The sequence below is a fragment of the Microcoleus sp. Pol12B3 genome (assembly GCF_036701355.1).
In the GTDB taxonomy this organism is placed as follows: domain Bacteria; phylum Cyanobacteriota; class Cyanobacteriia; order Cyanobacteriales; family Microcoleaceae; genus Microcoleus.
Genome location: NZ_JAUBQS010000010.1, coordinates 108,151 through 129,565, shown reverse-complemented (window position 1 = coordinate 129,565; position 21,415 = coordinate 108,151). Strand labels below are relative to the sequence as shown.

General features: G+C 42.6%; 15 protein-coding genes and 2 pseudogenes. 10 read left to right on the top strand and 7 right to left on the bottom strand.

Translation table 11 applies throughout. The features are described from left to right. Window positions 1-7 precede the first annotated feature (7 nt). The gene (locus tag QUA53_RS07700) at window positions 8-613 is read left to right on the top strand and encodes a VWA domain-containing protein (protein ID WP_333057785.1); all 606 of its coding nucleotides are present in this window, start codon (window positions 8-10) and stop codon (window positions 611-613) included. 72 nt (window positions 614-685) lie between these two features. Further along, window positions 686-1,171 (top strand): salt stress protein, Slr1339 family, encoded by a 486-nt coding sequence (locus QUA53_RS07695; protein WP_333095883.1) that lies wholly within the window; start codon window positions 686-688, stop codon window positions 1,169-1,171. A gap of 240 nt (window positions 1,172-1,411) precedes the next feature. Here QUA53_RS07695 and QUA53_RS07690 read toward each other — a convergent pair whose 3' ends face one another. The 5 genes from QUA53_RS07690 to QUA53_RS07670 all read right to left on the bottom strand — a co-directional run bounded on the left by QUA53_RS07690 (window position 1,412) and on the right by QUA53_RS07670 (window position 7,930). Then, entirely contained in the window at window positions 1,412-1,951 is a 540-nt protein-coding gene (locus QUA53_RS07690; RefSeq protein ID WP_333095884.1) for a dCMP deaminase family protein, read from the bottom strand. Further along, window positions 1,948-3,477: a thymidylate synthase gene (locus QUA53_RS07685; protein ID WP_333095885.1), complete on the bottom strand. Its 1,530-nt coding sequence runs from the start codon at window positions 3,475-3,477 to the stop codon at window positions 1,948-1,950. Before QUA53_RS07685 ends, QUA53_RS07690 begins: the two co-directional genes overlap by 4 nt. 98 nt (window positions 3,478-3,575) lie before the next feature. Continuing rightward, complete coding sequence (locus tag QUA53_RS07680; protein WP_333095886.1) at window positions 3,576-4,907, bottom strand: response regulator; 1,332 nt, start codon at window positions 4,905-4,907, stop codon at window positions 3,576-3,578. Beyond that, window positions 4,900-7,707 carry an ATP-binding protein gene (locus QUA53_RS07675; protein WP_333095887.1) on the bottom strand — a complete coding sequence of 936 codons (2,808 nt, stop codon included), beginning with the start codon at window positions 7,705-7,707 and terminating at the stop codon, window positions 4,900-4,902. Before QUA53_RS07675 ends, QUA53_RS07680 begins: the two co-directional genes overlap by 8 nt. A gap of 52 nt (window positions 7,708-7,759) precedes the next feature. After that, window positions 7,760-7,930 carry a hypothetical protein gene (locus QUA53_RS07670; RefSeq protein WP_333095888.1) on the bottom strand — a complete coding sequence of 57 codons (171 nt, stop codon included), beginning with the start codon at window positions 7,928-7,930 and terminating at the stop codon, window positions 7,760-7,762. Between the two features lie 1,883 nt (window positions 7,931-9,813). Between QUA53_RS07670 and QUA53_RS07665 the strand changes: the two are divergent. The 3 genes and pseudogenes from QUA53_RS07665 to QUA53_RS29155 form a co-directional block, all read left to right on the top strand. Continuing rightward, window positions 9,814-9,975: pseudogene (locus QUA53_RS07665) on the top strand (transposase domain-containing protein); the annotation flags it as partial. A 505-nt stretch (window positions 9,976-10,480) separates the two neighbouring features. Continuing rightward, complete coding sequence (locus tag QUA53_RS07660; protein WP_333095970.1) at window positions 10,481-11,614, top strand: GTP-binding protein; 1,134 nt, start codon at window positions 10,481-10,483, stop codon at window positions 11,612-11,614. A 1,941-nt stretch (window positions 11,615-13,555) separates the two neighbouring features. Further along, complete coding sequence (locus QUA53_RS29155) at window positions 13,556-13,807, top strand: DNA cytosine methyltransferase (RefSeq protein WP_445243256.1); 252 nt, start codon at window positions 13,556-13,558, stop codon at window positions 13,805-13,807. A 59-nt stretch (window positions 13,808-13,866) separates the two neighbouring features. Here QUA53_RS29155 and QUA53_RS07655 read toward each other — a convergent pair whose 3' ends face one another. Then, on the bottom strand, window positions 13,867-15,114 hold the full coding sequence (locus QUA53_RS07655) for a hypothetical protein (protein WP_333095889.1): 1,248 nt from the start codon (window positions 15,112-15,114) through the stop codon (window positions 13,867-13,869). A gap of 581 nt (window positions 15,115-15,695) precedes the next feature. Between QUA53_RS07655 and QUA53_RS07650 the strand changes: the two genes are divergently transcribed. The 5 genes and pseudogenes from QUA53_RS07650 to QUA53_RS07630 all read left to right on the top strand — a co-directional run bounded on the left by QUA53_RS07650 (window position 15,696) and on the right by QUA53_RS07630 (window position 20,836). Next, on the top strand, window positions 15,696-16,604 hold the full coding sequence (locus QUA53_RS07650; RefSeq protein ID WP_333095890.1) for a tetratricopeptide repeat protein: 909 nt from the start codon (window positions 15,696-15,698) through the stop codon (window positions 16,602-16,604). A 95-nt stretch (window positions 16,605-16,699) separates the two neighbouring features. Continuing rightward, a pseudogene (locus tag QUA53_RS07645) lies at window positions 16,700-17,425 on the top strand (Uma2 family endonuclease); the annotation flags it as partial. A 228-nt stretch (window positions 17,426-17,653) separates the two neighbouring features. Beyond that, window positions 17,654-18,718, top strand: coding sequence for a restriction endonuclease (locus QUA53_RS07640; protein WP_333095891.1), 1,065 nt, complete (start codon window positions 17,654-17,656; stop codon window positions 18,716-18,718). Between the two features lie 19 nt (window positions 18,719-18,737). Next, window positions 18,738-20,300, top strand: a complete 1,563-nt coding sequence (locus tag QUA53_RS07635; RefSeq protein ID WP_333095892.1) for a hypothetical protein — start codon at window positions 18,738-18,740, stop codon at window positions 20,298-20,300. After that, on the top strand, window positions 20,297-20,836 hold the full coding sequence (locus QUA53_RS07630) for a hypothetical protein (RefSeq protein WP_333095893.1): 540 nt from the start codon (window positions 20,297-20,299) through the stop codon (window positions 20,834-20,836). Before QUA53_RS07635 ends, QUA53_RS07630 begins: the two co-directional genes overlap by 4 nt. Window positions 20,837-21,022: 186 nt before the next feature. Here QUA53_RS07630 and QUA53_RS07625 read toward each other — a convergent pair whose 3' ends face one another. Further along, the gene (locus QUA53_RS07625; RefSeq protein ID WP_333095894.1) at window positions 21,023-21,256 is read right to left on the bottom strand and encodes an XRE family transcriptional regulator; all 234 of its coding nucleotides are present in this window, start codon (window positions 21,254-21,256) and stop codon (window positions 21,023-21,025) included. Window positions 21,257-21,415: the final 159 nt, after the last annotated feature.

The following is a 21,415-nucleotide window of genomic DNA, read 5'->3' as shown; positions in this document are numbered from 1 at the left end:
AAATCTTATGCTTCAGAATCGCGATTATACGATAATCATTGACAAAAGCGGCAGTATGTACACAAAAGACCAGATGGGCGGTAAAAGTCGGTGGGCGCTCATGCAAGAATCGACGATCGCATTGGCGAATAAATGCGAAGAACTCGATCCTGATGGCATAACAGTTTATGTGTTTTCCGGTCGCTTCAAGCGATATGACAACGTAACATCAGCTAAAGTCGTGCAAATTTTCCAAGAAAACGAACCTTCCGGGACTACGAATTTAGCTGCTGTTCTGCAAGACGCCCTGAACAGTTATTTTCAGCGAAAAGCATCCGGTAAGACCAAGCAAAATGGGGAAACAATATTAGTGGTGACGGACGGGGAACCGGACGATCGCAAAGAAGTGATGAAAACTATTATAGAGGCTTCTCGGAAGCTCGATCGAGATGAAGAGTTGGCGATTTCTTTCATTCAAGTAGGGAATGCGCCGGAAGCTACTAAGTTTCTCAAGATATTGGATGACGAACTGCAAAGCGCTGGGGCTAAATTCGATATCGTTGATACTGTCACGATGGATGATATTGAAGGAATGACCCTGACAGAGGTATTGCTGAATGCAATAACTGATTAAGGAGGCGGGCGAAGTTTCCGTGATTATATTGGGGCCAGTTAGCCCAGCAGCATTTTTTAGGGGGTTTAAGTTATGGAATCGATAGAGCGCCTGTTAGGTGAACTTAAGGCAGAGTATCAAGCATCTCAAAAAATTGCTGAGTTGAAAAGTCAGGCGCCGGCGCAAGCACAAGCGCCGTCAAATCCAACATTTAAAACATCAGATATAAATTTGTATGCTAGTCCTTTGGATAAGGATTTAGCTCAAATTAAGGCTGAGTACGAATCGCAAAATACAGCTCAGGGAGTGTCTGCACTGCAACCGCTTAAGGCTGAGCAAGAAGCGCAAAATAAAGCTCAGGAGGTCGCTTCACTGCAACCGCAACCCGCAGAAAAAGTCGCGGAACCACAGTTGGACGTACAAACGCACAAACAGAAAGTTAGGCAAGCTCAGGTTTGGCTGAAAAAGTTGGATAAAAATTCCGATGAGGGATATTGGTTCGATCAGTTTGCTTTTAAGTATTCTTCGAGGATAGATGCCGCGATCGACTATTTGCAAGCGGTGAATGAGTTTGATTGATTGAACTGCAGAGTATTCACAATTTTTAAGGCCGTTTTTTGGTTAATTGCCCTCTCTATTTGTTGTAAGGACACGGCAGTGCTGTGTCTTTACAAAGCGTAAAATAAATATCATTTGTATCACGAGGGATTTAGGATACAGCAGTGCCGCATCCCTACAAATCCCCAGCAAATAAAAATCATTATAGGAACACAGCACAGTTATTTCCTGTGGCTTTCATAACCACGGGGAGGATTGCTCCTATACTAAATTTTTGGACAGTGATGTAGGATGCAACAAAAACAAAGCCGCCTTTTTTGCTGTATCTTCAGAGAGCTGAATTTGTTTTAACTCAACAATACCTTCACTGATAAAAGTATCTCTCAAAGCAGCTTTTTCTCCACTGTTAAAAGTCGTTTCGTAAAACACTTCTCTAATTCCAGCAGCAATGACTAATTTCAAACAATAGATGCACGGTTCTAAAGTGACGTAAATACTAGCACCAGCAGTAGATATACCGTGTTTAGCAGCTTTGGCGATCGCATTTGCTTCAGCGTGAACCGCCCTTGATGGCAAAGTTTTACTGGCGTCGCAGCTACTCAAACCAGGATAGCAGAAGCCTTGAGTAGTACAGTGTGCCGAACCAGACGGCGAACCGTTATAACCCGTTGCTAAAACTTGCCTGTTTTTAGTTATCACCGCGCCTACAGGAAAAGCCAGACAAGTCGATCGAGTAGCGGCTAATTTGGCTAACATTAAGAAGTATTCGTCCCAATTCGGTCTTTCTTCTTCTAGATTCATCGTCTATCCTGGATGTATTGCTTGCTCGTTTTGAGACACTCGGCAGCCTTCTGCAATTCTATTCCCAAATAACCAATATGCTCGCCTTTAATAGCGGGGGAAGCCGCACAAATTTCTCGCACTAACTTGAGAGGGTTTTTTCCAGAATAACAGGTGACAACTTCGCCGCTGCCGGGGGTGGTTTGCGTGACAACTATTTGATTGTCGGCTACTTCAACTAAAAAATTGCCCGCTGCGTCGAAAAAGTCTCGCTCTTCGCAGATTTTAGCATATTGGGTTTGAATTAGTCGATCGGCATTTTCAAACGTATCGTCATACAAGTGAGCCGATTGACTCAGCGTTACCAACGGGCCCATTGTCAAATTATAATCGGAACGCCTAGCAATTTCATCTCGAATGTGCTGCTGCAAAGCCCGCAAACCCATTGCATTGGCCGGCCAAGCCGCAAACATATCGTTACTGCGGAGAGTTGCAGTTAGGGAGATTTCACCGTCAACAACTCGCACCCAAATGTGATTTAAACAAGGACTGCCGCTGTGCTGATGATCTGAGGAACCGTCAGACCTTCTGTTAATATTTCCCCCAGCATCCCACAAACTAATTACAGCACTTGCCGCGTCAATTTCTTTAATTAGTTTGGCAATAACTTCTTCAATTTGATCGCGACCAAACCAAGAGCGCATCCGCTGTGCGTAGGTATATTTAATGCCTTCGTTATACGGGGCATCTTCCAGCATTTGCGGTTTGTACTGTTCGAGGAAATCGCGGTCGATTGGTAAGTAATTCGGTTCGGGAAAATAGAACTCGGCAGGTTCATCTGTAATCACTGCCATTAAGTCGATTAATTCTTGCCACTGTCCGTCGTAACCAGTCGGCCGTAAGGTGCCAGTGGTCTTAATTCGGTGGATGATTTTTACCCAAGTTTCGGCGATAGTTTTGCCTTCGATTCTGTGTCCGTATTTCTCACCGGGGAGTACAGTTGGGACGATTTCGACTAACGGAAAAGTTACGGCTTCTCCCCAAGGTTCAACAGATTTTTTTTGGGCAAAAGAATTGACAATAGTCACTGTTTCGGCTATACTTTTTGCTTCTTTCCATTCTATTGAATGACGCAATAGTTCTAAGGCTTCTGTTGCTATTTCAATATCAATGTAGCCAAATATTGAAGATTTAATTAGCCAGCAATCTCTACCAGTATCGCTTTTTCCTGCTTCAAAGCCGTTGCTAAAAAAGTCGAGCAAGCACGCTGCCGCGCCCGAATTGCGGTCTTCTTTGGTAGCGTTGAGAATTACTAAAAAGCGGACGTGGGGATTGCACAGCAAGTTTCTAATTAAGAAGTTTATGCCGCGAGTAGGAGAGTACAGTTGTCCGATGACAGCAAATTCGTTGGGTTGTAATTTTTTGCCGATCGCACTTTTTACTGTCCAGCCGCTGACAATGGCTGTTTGCCCCGTTCCGCAAATTAATTGATTTGGTTTGTATAGGGGTTTGTACTCAAATTTATTGACGAGATTTGTGGCTGTCATGGTTTACCGTTTTTTGCACCGCGTACTACTATATCAATAGTTTGGATGGTTTGAAGGGGCGCTATCAATCATCTTTATGCTGCCGCTGCAACGATTTGTTATGCTGCGTCAACGCAAATCTTTGCCTGAATGTCTTTTACCGCGATCGCCTTCAGCGGAATAGAAATGACAAACTCTGTACCTTGACCTAAAGCTGAGGTGACTTCTAGAGTTCCAGAGTGTTTCTGGACTACGATTTGATGAGCGATCGCCAATCCTAGGCCTGTTCCTTGCCCCACGCCTTTGGTGGTAAACAGATGCTCAAAAATTTTTGGCTTCACTGCATCCGTCATGCCAATCCCATTATCCTGAATTCGGATCACTGCCTGAGATTCCGACAATTGGGTTTTGACAGTAATCTGGTTGGGTTTGGCTTTGATCTGAGCAAAACTGCGTCCTTGATTTGATTCCTCAAGCGCATCGATCGCATTTGCCAGCACATTCATAAATACCTGATTCAACTGTCCGGCAAAGCATTCTACCTGGGGCAGATCGCCATAGTCTGTGATGACTTGAATTTCCGGGCGGGAGTCATTGGCTTTGAGGCGATGTTTGAGAATCAACAGCGTGCTGTCAATGCCGTCGTGGATATTGCAAGTAATTGGGAGTTCGCAATCCGAACGCGAGAAGGTTCTTAAACTGGTGCTGATGGTGCGAATGCGATCGACTCCTTCTTGCATCGAATCGATTAACTTGGGTAGATCCTCTTGTAAGTATTCCAAGTCTATTTCCTCCACGAATGCCTGAAGTGTGGCACTTGGATAAGAGAGTTCTTTTTGGTAGAGAGCGATCAGTTGAAAGAGGTCTTTAATATAGTCCTTAGCGGGATTCAGATTGCCCGCAATAAAGCCAAGCGGGTTATTAATCTCGTGCGCGACACCCGCCACTAAATTGCCTAAAGCAGACATCTTTTCGGTGTTGACTAAGTGACACTGAGACTGTTGGAGTTGTATGAAGGCTGCTTCTAAATCAGCCGTTTGCTCAGCTACACGCTGTTCGAGATTTTTAGTTAACTGCCGTAGTTGCAAATGAGTTTTCACCCGTGCAAGAACCTCCTGTTCTTGAAAGGGTTTAGTGATGTAGTCCACAGCACCCAAGTCAAATCCTTTCACCTTACTGTCAGCATCGGACAGAGCAGTCATAAAAATGATCGGAATGCTGGCTGTGCTGGGATCTGCCTTCAGACGTTGGCAGGTTTCAAAGCCGTCAATTCCTGGCATTTGAACATCGAGCAAGATCAGATCGGGAGGATAAGCTTGGACTCTCTTAAGAGCGCGATCGCCGTTGATTGCGGTTACTACTTCATACCCCGCATCACTTAATGTTTCACAAACCACTTCTAAGTTTGCAGGGGTATCATCCACCACCAGAATTAATTCAGGACTAGACATCGGCTTTTTTCTCTGTGAGGTGTTGTTGTAGCAACTCTTCAATTTCTTCGTCTTTAAATTGCTTGGCAAGCTGAAGAATTTGTGATGCAAAATCAGCGTAGCGAGGGTTAGAGCGAGCAAGATGCTCTGTGTGTTCTCGTAGCCGTTTTAAGTTGCCTTGCTCTGCCAGTTGTAGTAACGCCCTTAACTCTAAACTCGAAGGAATAATCCCTTCAGGCTTCTCTAATGCAGTCGTTAGAGTGGATGGCCCAGAGTCATTTGAGGCTGTCATTTCATATTTCCACTTTAATTCCAAATGAGTGGCTAAGAGGTTAAATAATTCACTGACTTCCACTGGCTTGGCCAGGAAATCATTTCCCCCTGCATCTAAACTCATCTGTTGATAGGCTTGTGATACTGATGCAGAAGAGACAAGGATCTTCTGGTGTTGCAACTCATTTGCACTGCGAACCTGTTTGAGCAGTTCAAAGCCATCCATGACTGGCATTGCCAAGTCTGTAATCACTAAGTCAGGTTGAGACTGTCGTATTTTTTCCAATCCTTCTTGTCCATTTTCAGCTTCAGTAAGTTGGAATCCTAGTGGATATAACAAGTTGACGAGAACGGCTCGGTTTTCCCAACGATCGTCTACAACAAGAATGCTGCGTCGTTGTCCTTCGTAACCAATAATTTGTTTTCCAGTTGTGAGGGAGTTTTGCTCGACCCAATCGGTGGCGATCGCCATTTCCACCTCAAAAAAGAACTCACTACCGACTCCGGGTTGGCTTTTAACTTGGATTTTTCCGTTCATAAGTTGGACAATCCTTTGGCTGATCGCGAGTCCTAAACCCGTACCCTCGACTTGGCGCTGGCGATCGCCCACTTGTTCAAAAGCCTGAAAAATTTTATCCCATTGATCGGGCGCAATTCCTACGCCGGTATCCTCAATTTGAAATTTGAAAGAGCGACTGGACGGATTGGGAGAATTCTCAACTACGGCAACCTTGAGCGTGACAGAACCTTTGTCGGTGAATTTAATCGCATTTCCCACCAAGTTGAGTAACACCTGACGCAGCCGTTTTTCATCGGCAAAAATCCCTTCAGGCAACTGCGGATCTGGCTGGTAAACGAAGTTAATGCCTTTTTGGTCGGCACGAATGCCGCAGATTTCAGCGACACCTTGGAGGAATGAGGGAAAGTGAATCCCTTTAGGTGTGAGTTCTAATTTGCCGGCTTCAATTTTGGACAAGTCCAACACATCGTTAATCAGCGTCAGCAAATGAGAACCACACTGGTGAATGATTTCTACCCCATGACGTTCTTTCGCTGGCAATGCGCTGCTGCGGTTGAGGATTTGAGCATAGCCCAAAATACCGTTGAGAGGAGTGCGAAGTTCGTGGCTCATGTTGGCGAGAAATTCGCTTTTTGCTTTGTTGGCATTGTCTGCAGCTTCCTTTGCATACTTGAGTTCGGCGGTGCGTTTTTCAACTCGCTGTTCAAGCTGCTGGTTAGTTTGCTCTAGGGCGGTGAAGGAATCGCGCAACTGCTGCGCCATTCGGTTAAAGGATTGAGCAAGTACACCCAGTTCTTTAACGCCAGAGGTTTCGACGTTTTGGTCGAGTTTTCCTTCGGCGATCGCTTCCGATGCGTGACTGAGCAGCAAAATGGGTCGAGCAATCCAGCGCGAGGTGTAGATACCCAAAACGGTTGCCAGTCCTAATGCGCCTAAACACAGCCAAATCGTGTTGACTGTATTGGCATTAATTCGTCCCATGAAATCTGATTCCGGCATGGCTACGACTACGAGCCAGTCCAATCCCCATTCGTCCTGCCAGGGAGTTACTTGAACAAACTCCCGCTCACCTTGGATCTCAAAGTCTAGGCGCTGGATGGTTTGAATAGTTTTCAGATCGCCGAAGCGATCGCCGAGATACTTGGACGTGGCTTGAATTAGGGCGTCCTTACTCTCAAAGCCGCGCAGTCGCTGAGGTTTGCCGTTGGTCACTGAAAACACCGGCGCATCGCTAGAGCTGGCAACGATAAATCCGTTGCGCTCCAGAATGAACACCTTGCTGGATTGACTAACCTTAATTTCACGTAAAAAGTCACTAATTTGCGAAAGGCGCTGCTCGACCCCCACGCTGCCGATCAACTCACCATTCTTTTTATAGATGGGGCGACTCGTCGCGATCGACAACGGGTAGTTATTAGTCTCCCATTGATAGATCGCGCTCCACCCTGGTTTGCCCGTCTCGACACCTTTGGCGTACCAGCCTTCTTTCTGGAACTGATACGCTTTGGTGATTTCAAACATTTTAGTAGGCTTGCTTTGGTCATTCGTCATGTAGTTGTACAAATCAGGATTGCCGTACCGCTTCGGTAGCACCAGGCTAATGTCAGGATTGCCGTGGTTGGGAATTGTTGACTCGCGGTAATATCCCGATGCGATAAAGTCGCCCGTTTTAGAGCCGTAGAGGATATAGCCAACGTTATAGGTTTTTACCTGCTTGGCAAAGAATTGAGCTAGGCGATCGGCATCCTGTAAGTTCAACAATCCCAGGTCAATTTGCTCGCCGTTGATTTGGGTCAAATAGCGGGTTGCAGCGGCATAGCTGTCGAGGTGCTGATCCACACGGTTACTCACCTCTGTTTGCAAGTTAGTCGCGAGTTCATTCACTGCTTTCTGTCCATTTCGCAGCGACAGATACCCTGTTAATCCTACGGCCGCGAAGATTTGCAGGATGAATGGAACAACCAGACCTGTTCGCAGGGGAACCTTACTAAAGCCTTTAGCAACAACAATTGTGGACTTTGATAGCATAGCTTTCAAAACAGTAAAGATAGGTACAGGGCTGAGAGTTCCCAAACAAGGTTTAGAGCCACCTGATTTTATCTGCAATAAACAGGGAAAATATCCGATCGGGTTGGATTTCTAAACAAGTATTGCGGTTCAAGTTTTCTAGCGTCAAGTTCCCCACAACTTGGTAGCTGAAATACGCATCGACCCTAACAACTAATGTCGTACCTCTAACAACCAATCGCATCAGCAAGTTGCGAGTCGTTTTCTCTTGTTCACGGAGAGCAACAAGGACTGAGTTGCTTGATGTGGCGTTGCTTGGTGGAGTGGCTGGGAGGCTGCGATCAACTCGGATCTTTTAGCCGACTGTTTTTTTAGTAGATCGGGCGATCGTTCTGGCTCAAATTTAAAGGCGATCGCCCTCCACCAAAAATCTCTCAACCCAATTACAATCGAAGACTACCGCTTATACAAAACCCCATAGAAAGCGAGGGCTTCTACTCGTAGGAGGAATCGGCTGACCCTTTAGGGTCAGTCCTTTTAAGTTTACGCCTCATTCCCCTAATCAGAGTTCTTAGCACCACTGGTTTGATTGCTCACTTCGGATTCGTAATTTTATTTAGTAATTATTTCTCTTATTGAGTGACGCCAAACGTAATAAATACATCGGGCTGGGGCATGGACAGATACCACAGTTAGAGATACCTTAATTATAGTGGTTAAGGTATTGAACTACTTTAGCCTCTACAAACAAGTCAGTATTTGTATGTTCTGGAGAAAAAGAATTAACTGTGAGGCCCCCGCTCAGATCTCTTTTGGCAGCACCCCTGTTAACAACTATCGCTCTTCTGTCACTCTGAGAGGAGTATAATAGCCTAAAATCCTCCAAACCGAGTTGCTATCTATGGATAAAGCCCGTCCACCTCGACCTACCATCAATTTTATCGATAAATATTGTGCGTCATAAAGAAATTTGTTTTCAGATGTTACGATTTTTGAGACCTTGGAGCAACTATACGTAGGAATACTCTCCACAATCGAACGTAAAACTTTACCAGCGATTGCCGAAGTAGTTGGATTAGCTAATTAACAATAGACATCTTGCAAAAAAATATGTGTTATAATTAAAAGTTTACTCAAGTTTAGGTAAAACTTTTAATTATTGGGTGGATGGGCATCTCTTTCAAATTGCCCAGCTTGCTAGATTTAAAAATAGTCTAAGTTTTTATTATATAATAAAAAAAATATTTTGCAAAAGCTCTAATCCTGACATTAATTTTTAATTAAGTATCTAAGTATTAAACCAAAAATTAATAAATCCAAGACTATTTATCACTTTACAAGCCTTAAAAAACACAAAAACTCTTGTAATGTTTGATAAAACCCGAGATGAAAATAAAGGAAGAAATACCGATTATGTGAGTCGGGAGTATTTAGGGAAACTCGGATAGATAATAGAATTGTCGCGATTATAGCCGGCGAGGTAATTGATAATATAACTTTTACGTTAAAATTTGCAACTGATAAACCAAAATTACGCCTAAAGTTAGGTAATTTATTATTATAAACCTGAGATTGCAGCGAGGTTAAGAGAACAGATTCACCACAGGAAATTTCAACTAGATTTAGTATTAGATAATGGCTTATATGGAGAAAGTGATATAAATTTTTGAGGATGCTTAGAGCAATTAAAAATTAATTTTATTTTAGGGATTAGAAGCAATTATGGGGTCTAGTTACGAGCATGGCAGAGGGTTCGGTAAAATAAATGGCGCAAATTTAATCGCATTTTTATCAAAATGACTCAATAAGATCACTTTATCAGATCATTTTAAAAAATGATATTGAAAATATTGGGAAGTTACCATAGACCCAGAAACTTTACCGCAGAACTCTACTTGGTATGTGATGACAAAAATTACCGACCTTAGCTATAAAGATGTCGGGAATCTATACGGCTGTGGAAATTGGGTAGAATATGCCCCAATACGGTTCATTTAAGGCTCAAACTGTGGTAAATTAGGTATGGTGTCCAAAAATGGAGAGCAAGTTAGCGTGCATCTCAAAAAATTCTCATGAGTATCTCCCCACATCCCAAGTACGGAGATACTAAAAGCAATAGAGATAGCGATGACCGCATCTGTAATCGAACAAACAATTACTAAAATTAATGTTGAAGAGAAACGTTATGGCACCCTGCCAGCACAACTGTTAGTGGGTCTGGTAATCGCAATGAGTCTATGGTCGAAAGATTCAACGCAGGATGTACTAAAAAATTTGATTGATTGTCTTAAGCTATCGCGCATTTAAATTGCATATTCTGGGCGGGCGGCACGCCCACCCCCCTCATTCTTTGATTTTTTGCAGGAGTCGTAAATTTTTTACCCCACCTCAACCCTCCCAGAACCCGCTCGCTCGGTAGTAAGAAATTCAAAAATGATGCGAAGATGGTGCTACAGAGTAGCCGGAATTAGCCGATCCAGCTCAGCTTGATTCTGTCCCTAATTTGTCGCTGCTGAAATTACCCGGAAAATTGGTTGCAGGCAAACTACCACAGGTACTCGGAACAAAAAATTTATCAAAAGAATAAAAAAATGCGATCGACCGCGTTAGCAATTGCCAATAATTAGCGACGCACTTATTTTGCATTATCGGGCTAATTGCCGGTTGATGCGTAGATACCATGCCACCACACCCAACAGTTCTCTGAGAAACTGGATTCACGAAGCCTTGTCCTAATTAAGATACAATAAGAACCATAAAGAAAGTGCGATCGACATTATTTGACAGTCAAGCTATGCAATCTACAACTCAGTCCGAGACAGAACAGGCGATGGACGCTCCCAAACACGGATTGCCCGTTACAATCATTACAGGATTTCTCGGCAGCGGCAAAACAACCCTGCTCAACCACATCCTGACTAACCAGCAGGGTTTGAAAACAGCAGTTTTGGTAAATGAATTTGGCGAAATCGGTATCGACAACGAACTCATTGTCACTACCGACGACAACATGGTTGAGCTGAACAACGGCTGCATCTGCTGCACAATTAATGAAGATTTAGTTAATGCAGTTTATAAAGTTCTGGAACGTCAAGAAAATCTCGATTATCTGGTAGTCGAAACAACCGGACTCGCCGATCCGCTACCAGTAGCAATGACTTTTTTAGGCACAGAACTGCGCGACCTTACTCGTCTCGATTCGATAGTGACAGTAGTAGACGCAGCCAACTACAGCTTAGATTTGTTCAACTCTCAAGCAGCTTACAGTCAAATAGCTTACGGCGATATAATTATCCTCAACAAAACTGATTTGGTCGAAGAAGCAGATTTAGATTTGTTGGAAGTTAAGATTCGGGATGTCAAGGAAGGTGCTCGAATTCTGCGAACGGTAAAATCGCAAGTTCCCCTACCACTGGTCCTCAGCGTCGGATTGTTTGAATCTGACAAATATTTCCAATCTGAGGAAACTCCTAGCAGTCACGAACATCACGACCATCACGGTCACGAACATCACGAACATCACGACCATCACGGTCACGAACATCACGACCATCACGGTCACGAACATCATAACCATAACGGTCACGACCACTCCGACCATTTAGAAAATGACGGATTTACCTCAATTTCTTTCCAGAGCGACAAGCCATTTTCTCTGAGAAAATTTCAATATTTCTTAGACAACCAACTGCCAACAAACGTGTTTCGCGCGAAAGGGATTATGTGGTTTGAAGAAAGTCCCAAACGGCATATTTTCCACTTGAGCGGCAAGCGATTTACGATGGATGACGACCAGTGGAAAGGCGAGCGGAAAAACCAGCTTGTTTTCATCGGTCAGGGTTTGGATACCGAGACTTTGCGATCGCAACTCGAAAACTGTCTTTGTATGCCTTCAACCAATCGCGGCAAAGGTTTTGGGAAGAACTAACAGTAAAATATTCTTTTCACCTCAACCAAAGAGCGTCGCGGTCTTATTGTTTCCGCGATCGCGATTTGGATCTTAGTGGGGACAAGGAAGGGCGATCGCCCTCCAAGAAAAAGAGTGCCATCCAAGAAAAACAGCGCCCTCGAATAAAAAGAGCGATCGACCTATTTTATTGTTGCTAACAAAAACATAGTCGCACACTTATACTGTCCGCCGATCTCAAAAGCACGATCGCCAGTGATTTCAACGGTGCAGAGTTGGGTTGTTTTTACCTAATCTCTGCATCTTTATGCTGTTCGCACCCTGACAGGGTGACAACCCCGTCAAAACCCGGATTGAATCAAGAACATAGCCCTCAAACCCATCTAAAAAAATGGTAATTTGTTAGGTCTAGCTCTCATTAATTTAGCAACTATTTCTTGACAAAGCTCCATTCCAATCACCCAAGATTGAGGCGAATAAACCCGTCCAAAAGCTACTATGACGGCGTTCCGATCGCCTGCACTCATTCCACTGACCAATACACTTATGAACTCTTCCCAGCTTATGTTTTTGACCTTGGATCGCAGCACAAGTTTAGGCACTGGGAATAACTAAAATTAAAAATTTTAAACGCCGATCGTTGCCGCGACTCTTCTCGCTTATTATAACCGCCTGTCTTGCAGTCCTCAAACGTCGCTTCAATCCCACTACGACATTATTTAAAAGTAGCGATCGCTCTCTTAAAATTCCCTAAATTACCTAAGAGGTACTAACCTTCATCTTCCCCGTTGCTGCGCTATTAGGATTTACGCATTGACAAAATAACAAAATAGTGAATTGATAAAGAGGGAACGTCTCCCATGATAGTATTAATCGCTTTTTGCTTAGAGACAATAGTCCCGACAGTTTTCAATCAATAACGGCATAGTTGGGGTTTTAGCCTGCTCAGGGAGGTCAAATCCTAACGGTAGAATGAAAGTTTCAGCCTCGGTTTCAAAAACTGTCCGCGGTATTGTTAGAGATATGAACCGAAAGATTTATTCGAGATGACAGAAAAATTTATCAACTTAGAAGGAGGTATATTAAATGTTGACGATAGAGTTATGTAAAAGCTGTATGGTGAACCAAAACCTACGAAATTAATTATTTATTTTGGGTCAGGTAAATACCAGAAGCAAATCAGTGTATTGAACTCGATCGCGCTATACTCTAGTGATATTTATGGTAATTTAGAGCCAACAAATTAAACAGTTAACTATAAAGTTAAATGTCAAATCAAAAAAAAAATTATAAAAATGGTGAGTAAATTCCGATAATTTGGAATCCAAGAAAGAAGATTAACGGGAGATAATTGGTATTAAATAGTAGAAAAGTTAAATGTTATAAAAAACATAGACTGGTTTTTATTCGTAATTAAAAAAATGTCTCCAATGAGCCACAAAAGTATTGCCAAGTAAGCACCTTAGAGAGGGCAAATGAAGCATTAGTGACTCATATAAAATAATTTAGATTTATAAACTTGTTGAGAAAAGACTTTCAAAAAGAAGACTCTAGACGTTATATTTTATATCTGCCAGAGCCGGGCAAGCTTAAAGAGACAAGTCGAAGTGGTTTGAGCGCAATTCACGATGTTCATTGGGGAATTGAAACCTTTCATAGAGCGCTCAAACAAGTAAGTGGAATTTGTCGGTTCATGGTGAGAGAAACCCATGCAATCGAGACTCACATATTTTGCTCACTTCACGCATTTATCAAATTGGAGTTAGTGCGCTCTAAAAAGATAATTAGCAATTGGTATGAAGTCCAAAGGAATCTATTCACTTTAGTTGTCCGTGAGCATATTTTGGCAAACCTTAGCAGTGATGGCACGATATAGAATTCATAGATAATGTTTTTTGTCAATGCGTAAGTCCTAATGCTAGCGTGTATGGTCGTATGAAGTAGGACGCCCCAGCTCCCACGATCGCAACCCAATGCTTCGACTACGGAAATGGTCGGTTCGGACATCCGGAAGAGGCTTGTGCAATCTCTCTAAGAGAGGCCACTATCCTTGAGATTTTTCCCAAAAACTACCGCTTCCTAACTCCTGGCGAGCGTGTCTCTTTCAGCAAACTGGGTAGTTTAATCGGAAACGCTGTTCCTGTCCAAATTGGCGAGGTGCTAGCGCAGAGCCTACTCGCTTATGTACAGAAGTACCATAAGCAACTAAAGTAAAAATGCAAGATTAAAGGTTTTTTTAACCTTTAATCTTGCATTTTTACTTTGACTATTTTTTATTCCTCGATCGGCTTAGGCTTCTTAACCGGCTTAGGAAGAGGTTCCTTCGGGACAGGCGGTGGTGCTGCTGCTGCGGACTTGATGGTAGGACGCCCTACAGGAGCACCGTCACCGCTGGGCCTAGGAGTAAACGGACGCTTCCCTCCTCCTTTGAAGCCACCGGGCGGCTTGCTGCCAGGGGGGAATTTCCGCTTTTTAATCGGCAGCGCCCCAATATTATTAGCCTGCTCAATAATCAGACTGTCAGCTTTCAATTTGACGTGGAAATCCCAAAAAAACCCGATCGCTTTTGTTGCTAAATCTCCCTTGAGTTTCAGTTTAAAAAACTTCATCTTGTCGTCATTCTTGCGGGGAGCTTGCTTGATTTTGACGATGACATACTTTTCTTCGTCTTGGGATTGATAAATCACCTCACCTCTAATCGAAAAATAGCCATCTTCAACATCAGGTTCCGAGGGCGGCAAAGATGGGGTCGATGCTTCGCCGCTAGCCTGAATCTCCGCTGCTTCCTGATTTTCCTCATCAGAGGACGGTTCGGGAGGTTTCTTGAGCGTTTCCGGCTCCCAAACTCCCATAATCTGGGCGTGCAAGTTGCCGTCTTCTTGCCTGGTGCGGGGATAGACCACCCACAAGTGTTCTTGTTCCAGCTCCAGGTGATTTTTGACTAAACTCATGACTCTACCCAGCAAAACTGCATCAATGGCAGTTCCGTCGGCAGCTATCAGCATACCCCGGGTGAATTGCTCTTCTGATGGCGTGTAGCGGCCCCGCACCAAACCAACAGCTCGGTACTGTCTGGGTTCGCTGGGGGGGGGAATGGGATGTTGGCGCATGACGGAGGGTATGTCCTCAGCGGCCTGACTTTCGTTAGCGGCAGGCTCGGCCTTTGCGGGCGGTGCGACTGCTACGGCTGGAGTATCGCTGACAGGTGTCGAAGACGCTGCAGGCGCCGGGGGTGCAGGAGCATTGCTGGGCTGGTCTTGTGGCTTTGTTTTGTCCTTGTCGGGGGCAGAACTGTAGCGTGGTCGTTGCAGCCTATCCTTGGACGCTGGGGCGTCTGTTGGCGTTGCCGGTTGATTTTGGTCAACAGGTGCAGCCAACGCAGAAGGCACCGAACTTTCGTCTGGTGTCTCAGCAATGGAATCTGTATCTGTAGGCGGATTCACGGCCGGTTCGCTGGGCTGAGCCTTGCGATTTGAAGTAGATTTGGACGATTTGGAAGACCGGTTGGGAGAGGGGTTCATAAAAACTCCTTGCAGCGGAGACACATCCCTTAAGGGAAATTAGGAATAAACTGAAGAAACTGCTTTAAAAACTACTAGCACCTGACTTGGGGCTTGCGCCCCGAGGTCTGGTTGTGACCCGTCAACGCCAACTTTCAACGCTACGAGTGCCGATCGGTTCGCTGGCTGCTAAAATCCTTGCGAGCAAGGACTTTGGGAGTTGCTGACCGATCGATCGCCGATCGCGCTGAGCTGGAGTTGCTGGCTAATAGCATTTAGGATATTCAGCTTGCCTATTTTACTTAATCCAATTACCTAACGGCCTGATCCGCCATATTTTCGGTAATTTTTAGCTTGACCAGACTAAATTGGACAGACACCACAGTCCTTGGGCCTGTGGGTCTGAGTGTCCAAAATTGTTTAGCTAGCATAGAGTTATGGGTCTGTTACCATATTAGCTGCAAGTAAAAGGCTGCTTTGTCCGTTCGGACTTTGAAGTTAAGAACTTTTATGGTTGCATGGATCTAGTTAAATGGCAGATGCCCCCGGGCGATGCGTTAATTCTTAGAAAATAGTAGATTTTAAGCTGGGATAGTTGAATTATGGAAAAAGCAAACAAGCGTCGTGGGTTGATTACTGTAGTGGTGGTGCTATCGCTCATCGCTTTTTTGGGATTTTCTCTGGTTCCCATTTTGGACAGTATTCTTAAGGCCAGCCAAGCGCAAAGTACGTCAACTCCAACACCTACTCAGACGGCGCAGTCAGGGGAGAAGCAATCAGAGTTGCTGCAAGCTCAGGCTAGGGGATACGAATTGGTTTTGCAGCGGGAACCTGACAACGTAACGGCTTTGCGGGGATTGTTGCAGGTGCGACTGGAGTTGATAGGGCAAGGAGTAGGCGACATTAAGGATGCGATCGGTCCTTTGGAAAAGTTGGCTTCGCTGAATCCTGAGACTACTGAATACGGTATTTTGCTAGCTCAGGCTAAGGAACGCACGGGCGATCGCGAAGGGGCTGCTCAAGCTTACAGGTCAATTTTAGCGTCTAAGCCTGGGGAAATTAAGGCTTTGCAGGGGTTGGTGAATTTGCTGCTGGTGCAGCAGCGGCCGGAAGCTGCGATCGGACTGCTGCAAGATACGCTGAAGGCTGCTCCCGCTGCAAATCTGGCGAAACCGGAAAGTGTTGATGTAACTTCAGTGCAGTTGATTTTGGGACAGGTTTATGCTGTGCAGAAGCGCTACGAGGAGGCGATCGCCATTTATGACGAATCGGCTAAGGCTAATCCCAAAGATTTTCGCCCGACTTTAGGAAAGGCGATCGTGCTGAAGGAACAGGGCAAAACAGATGAGTCAAAAACGCTGTTCGATCGAGCTACTGAGTTAGCTCCTCCTAACTATAAAGACCAAATAAATCAGTTAGCTAGTGGCACTCCTTCGCCTTCTCCTGCGGCTACGACGACTCCCGAACCGGCTGCTTCTCCTAGTCCAGAAGGTGTGCTACCCAAACCTTAAGGAAAGTTTTGAGTTTGGAGTTATAAGTTAAAAAGTTTAAAATTCAAAACTTAATGCTTCTAACTCAAAACTCTTCGCCAATTACCAATTACAACCAGCAGCGGCATCCTGAGCGACAATATGCGATCGGTCAAGAGTGCGGCATTTACTGGTGAGAAACCGAGCCGCCGGAAAAAGGTGCAGAAGCTCCTGATTGGTTTTATGTTCCTAATGTACCTCCTAATTTAGACGGTCAAATTCGCCGTTCCTACGTGCTGTGGCGAGAACACATAGCACCGTTAATTGCTTGGGAATTTGCCAGCGGGAACGGTGATGAAGAGCGCGATCGCACTCCTTTATCTCACACTGATGAAGGGGTAATAACGAAACAGGGCAAGTTTTGGGTCTACGAACAGGTGATGCGAATTCCCTATTACGGCATCTATGAAATTAACAGCGGTCGATTAGAAGTTTATCGGTTGATGGAGGGGTATTATCAACTGTTAGAACTCAATCAACGCGGTCATTTTCCCATTGCATCTTTAGGCATAGAATTGGGACTTTGGCAAGGCAGTTATCAAAATCAAAGTATGCTTTGGCTGCGTTGGTGGGACGAGGAAGGTAATTTGCTGTTGATTGGCGATGAAAGAGCAGAATTAGAGAGATTGCGAGGGGAGCAACAGCGGGAAAGAGCCGAGAGTGCAGAACAGGCACGACAAGCTGAATTTCAGGCAAGAAGAGATGCAATTCCCCAGTTGTTGGGAATGGGTTTGAGTGCCGAACAGGTGGCGGAGGCGTTAAGTTTATCTGTGGAGGAAGTAACGGAGAATGCTGGCGGGTGAGACAATTTAGCCTTGAGGTCTTAACAGTGTTGTCGTCAAGGAATGTCCAGTTCAATGACGAGAGTCAGTAAGCTGCGTCAGCCATTTGGTAATTATCTACAGCTAAGCAGATCGCCAGCTAAAAAATTTACAAATTTTTACTATTCGGGGAGCAAATAGAAACTAATTGGGCCGAATACTCAGTATAATCATAATCATAACTCCCTGTTGCATTAAAGGTTAATAGTGGTGAATACTCCCATTCAGAAAATTATTTTTGGCAGCCCTGGAACTGGAAAAAGCTACCGAATTGACAATAAAATAATCCCTCAAGACTTAGGTATTGATAAAAAAAGCCATCCAGAAAATGTAATTAAAACCGTTTTTCATCCCGAATATACTTATGGCGATTTTATGGGCAAACTTGTACCTATTACTAGAGCTGGGAAAGTAGAATATAATTATTATGAGGGTCACTTTCTCAAAGCCTTATCCCAAGCGTATCGAAAAATACTCGATGCTTATGACAAACAGGGAAATAAAATATCTGAAATTCAAAATATAGCTTTGGTAATAGATGAAATAAACAGAGGTAACTCCTCAGCAATATTTGGAACTATTTTTCAGCTTTTAGATAGAGATGAAGATGGATGGTCAAGCTATGGAATTAATATCACTGAAATTGAATTCATGAAAATTCTGCAATTGATAGGAACTAGATTTTCTTATGATGAAGAAGGCAAAATAGAGTATAAACTATCTCCCTATGTTTCTGAAGGCGTTAAAAATCTTGCTACTTTGCAAAAGAAGATAGAATTCCTGAAATTTGATCTGGTTGAAAGGATTATTCGTATTCCCCCCAATTTATCCATACTCGCTACTATGAATACATCTGACAACTCGATTTATTTTATGGATAGTGCCTTTAAACGGCGTTGGGATTGGGAGTTTGTCAATTGGGATGATAGCAACCCTCTACCTGGAGGATACGGAAAAGCTAAAAATGGAACTTTAGACGATAAAGAATGGCTAGATTTTATTAACAGGATTAATATTTTTATCAAAAGCTATCATGCTTCCATTCGTGGGATTGAAGATAAGCAGATTGGTAAATATTTCATTAAAGAACGGCCAATCACGGCCGAGCAAATTCAAAACAAACTAATGTTTTTCTTGTGGGATAGTGTATTTACCCGCGATAAAAAACCCTTGTTAGAGCTTTTAGGTAAAGAAAGAGATGAGCTTGTGACTTTTGGTGATTTTACCAAGTTACATAATACATTTGTTGAAAAAATTATGAACTTTAATAACTAAATCCAAGTTTAATTAACCAATGATTAACTTTTCCGAAATAAAGCTGGTCAAAGACCCTAATGATAATTTTGTAGGAATTCGTAAATCACAATCAGGAGATACTTACGAATTCTGGCTGCCGAATGGATTTAATGAGTTTCCTGAAGAAGAGTTCGATAAGGTGCGAGATTTATTCTTTAAAATGTATCGTACCTTTCGCAAATTTGAAAATGATAATAAAGCCAATCGAGTTAATCTTAACAGAGATGATTATCAAACAGATCAAGATCAGACGACTGTTTCTTCAGATGGACTTTCTCTGCAAACTGAGGAAGGAGAACCTTGTCAGCTATATAGCAAACTCAAAATGATTGAGCGTGTACTCGAAACTTACGATGACTTAGCTATTAACTCAATTCAAAGAAAAGTAAAACGGACTGAAGATATTGATTATTCCCAAATTTATAAATACTTAGATAAGGCTATCTATCTAGAGAATGATGTAATTTATGTGGAAACAATGGATTTACCCCGTCCTGTATTGCTTTATGAAAGTACAGATATTGTTAATCTTTATTGTTACATTCTTGATGAAATTGTTCAGCAACTACAAGAAGATGTAGCAGATAATATTAAAGCTCGTACTGAAGATATTCGTTTTCTAGCTCAACGGTTTAAAGATGATTATCTAAGTAGCGAGCAATCAATTTTTGATAAGGATACTTTTTTAGAAACCACAAGTATTCTCAAAGAAGCACTAGATAGTATAGATAAAAATACTTACTACAAAGATAATGATTATTGGGGTCTTTATGAAGCTATTGAGACATTTTTATATGGTGAACTTAATCCAGGGCGTGATGATGGCGATTACTGGGGAATCAAAGGATTTTCATTGATTTGGGAAGATATGTGTCATACATATTTTTTCAGAAATTGTAAAGAGGAAATTTGCTATGCAGATACAGATATACCTTTGAAGGATTATGATAATGGTCTTCGTAAAATAACGGAAAAAAATAGAGTTGGTAACTTGCCAATCAGAGTCTCAAATGGCTCTATTTTCTGGCAGCCATGGATTTACTCTACTGAATCAGATAAAGGAGATGACTATCAAATACTGAGATGGCATGAGTTACTTGTGATTGAATTTGACTTAAATCCTAGACATCTAGTTTTAACAGATGGGGTCGCATTCCATCAAGATTATGGTTTAGAGAATTATGGCTATGATACAGAAAATCAAACCAGTAAATTAATGAAATTTTTACGTCCTGATTTGGTTTTAACCGACAGGGATTTTAACCTAAGAATAATTGATTATAAAGATGTTCCCGTGGAGTTCTATCTTAATCCTTCTAATGATCCTAAAGAAAAGAAGAAGTATAAACACGATCTTATTAAGCAGCTTACTTATGAATTAGCACTTCAACAAACACATACAGTTTCACAAAGTTTATTTTGGCTCCCCTACTACTACGAATCACCAATTAAGGACTCTTTTTTAGGCGAGGTTGAGTCATCACTAGATATAGAAGGAATTCGTGTCTTTAAAGCTAACTTCTTTTTAATTCAAAGTGAATATCTTCAGGAGAAATTATGAATTCAGATATAAAAAATGTTGGTATTTATAACGAAAATTTCAATTTTAAAAGTGATTACCTGCCGTTGATAGCATTTAAAAGTGAAAATCAAAAAAATGCGGTTGAGGAATATATATTGACTAAAGTTGATGTTTTCTTTAAACGCATAATTAAAATTGAAATTGATGTCAAAAAGTCTCAGATAAACTATTCCAATACAATTACAGAAAAAGACTTTACTGAACAGCCTATTAGCTATTTTTATGAAAATATTTTTGTTGACTTAGGCAAACGCAATTGCGCTGGCCAATTAGATGTGTCTCCTAAATGGGGAATTACCTTCGATCAAAAATGCGCGCCTATTGAAGTAAGCTATTTACCTGCTAAGTTTAGTATTTATCGAAATTCTCAACCTGAATTCACGCCATTCGGGTATAGTTACTCTAAGAATAAAAAATTTTACTATAGATATGGAACAATAGATATTAACAGCAAACCCATTTTTTATTATATTTATTTCACATTACAGGAAATAATAGATGTTATTAAAGCGTAAGGTTATTAAATTTCGGAGATTACCGATGGGAAGTAAGAGATGGACTCCCAAGAAAAACGGAATCTCAAAATCTAGCTTTGTCCTGTTTTGGTCAACCCCTACAGCAATATCACAGTTTCAGCCGATCGCCCCCATTACGATCGCGAATCTGTCAGGTAATTTCCGTATCAAGCCGCTTGAGAAAAATCAGAGTTTTTCCTCGCTGAATCTTTGAAACTCTCCCTTCATTAAATGAGATACTTCAGGCTGTGGAATGCCAATAATTTGACTAATTTCGCCCTGTTTTAAGTTCCGTTGTTTCAAGATACGGATTACTTGAATCCCTGTTTTGCCCCGCGTAAAAAGTTCATGTGCGTCCTCCTGTTTGAGGTCAGCGAATACATTGCCACTGCTTTCTTCAAAAAATGGTTCTTGTGTCATGCTTCTTTCTCTAGCAATTAGAAATAGCGCTCGAACATTTCAATTTTAACCGTCGAACTCACCTTGCTCATGCTGCTGTCTGCAAGTTTTTGTAGGCATGAGATTTGGCTGAGTGCACCCAATGTTTTAAGAGAAAGTATCGATATCATTAGAGGTGGG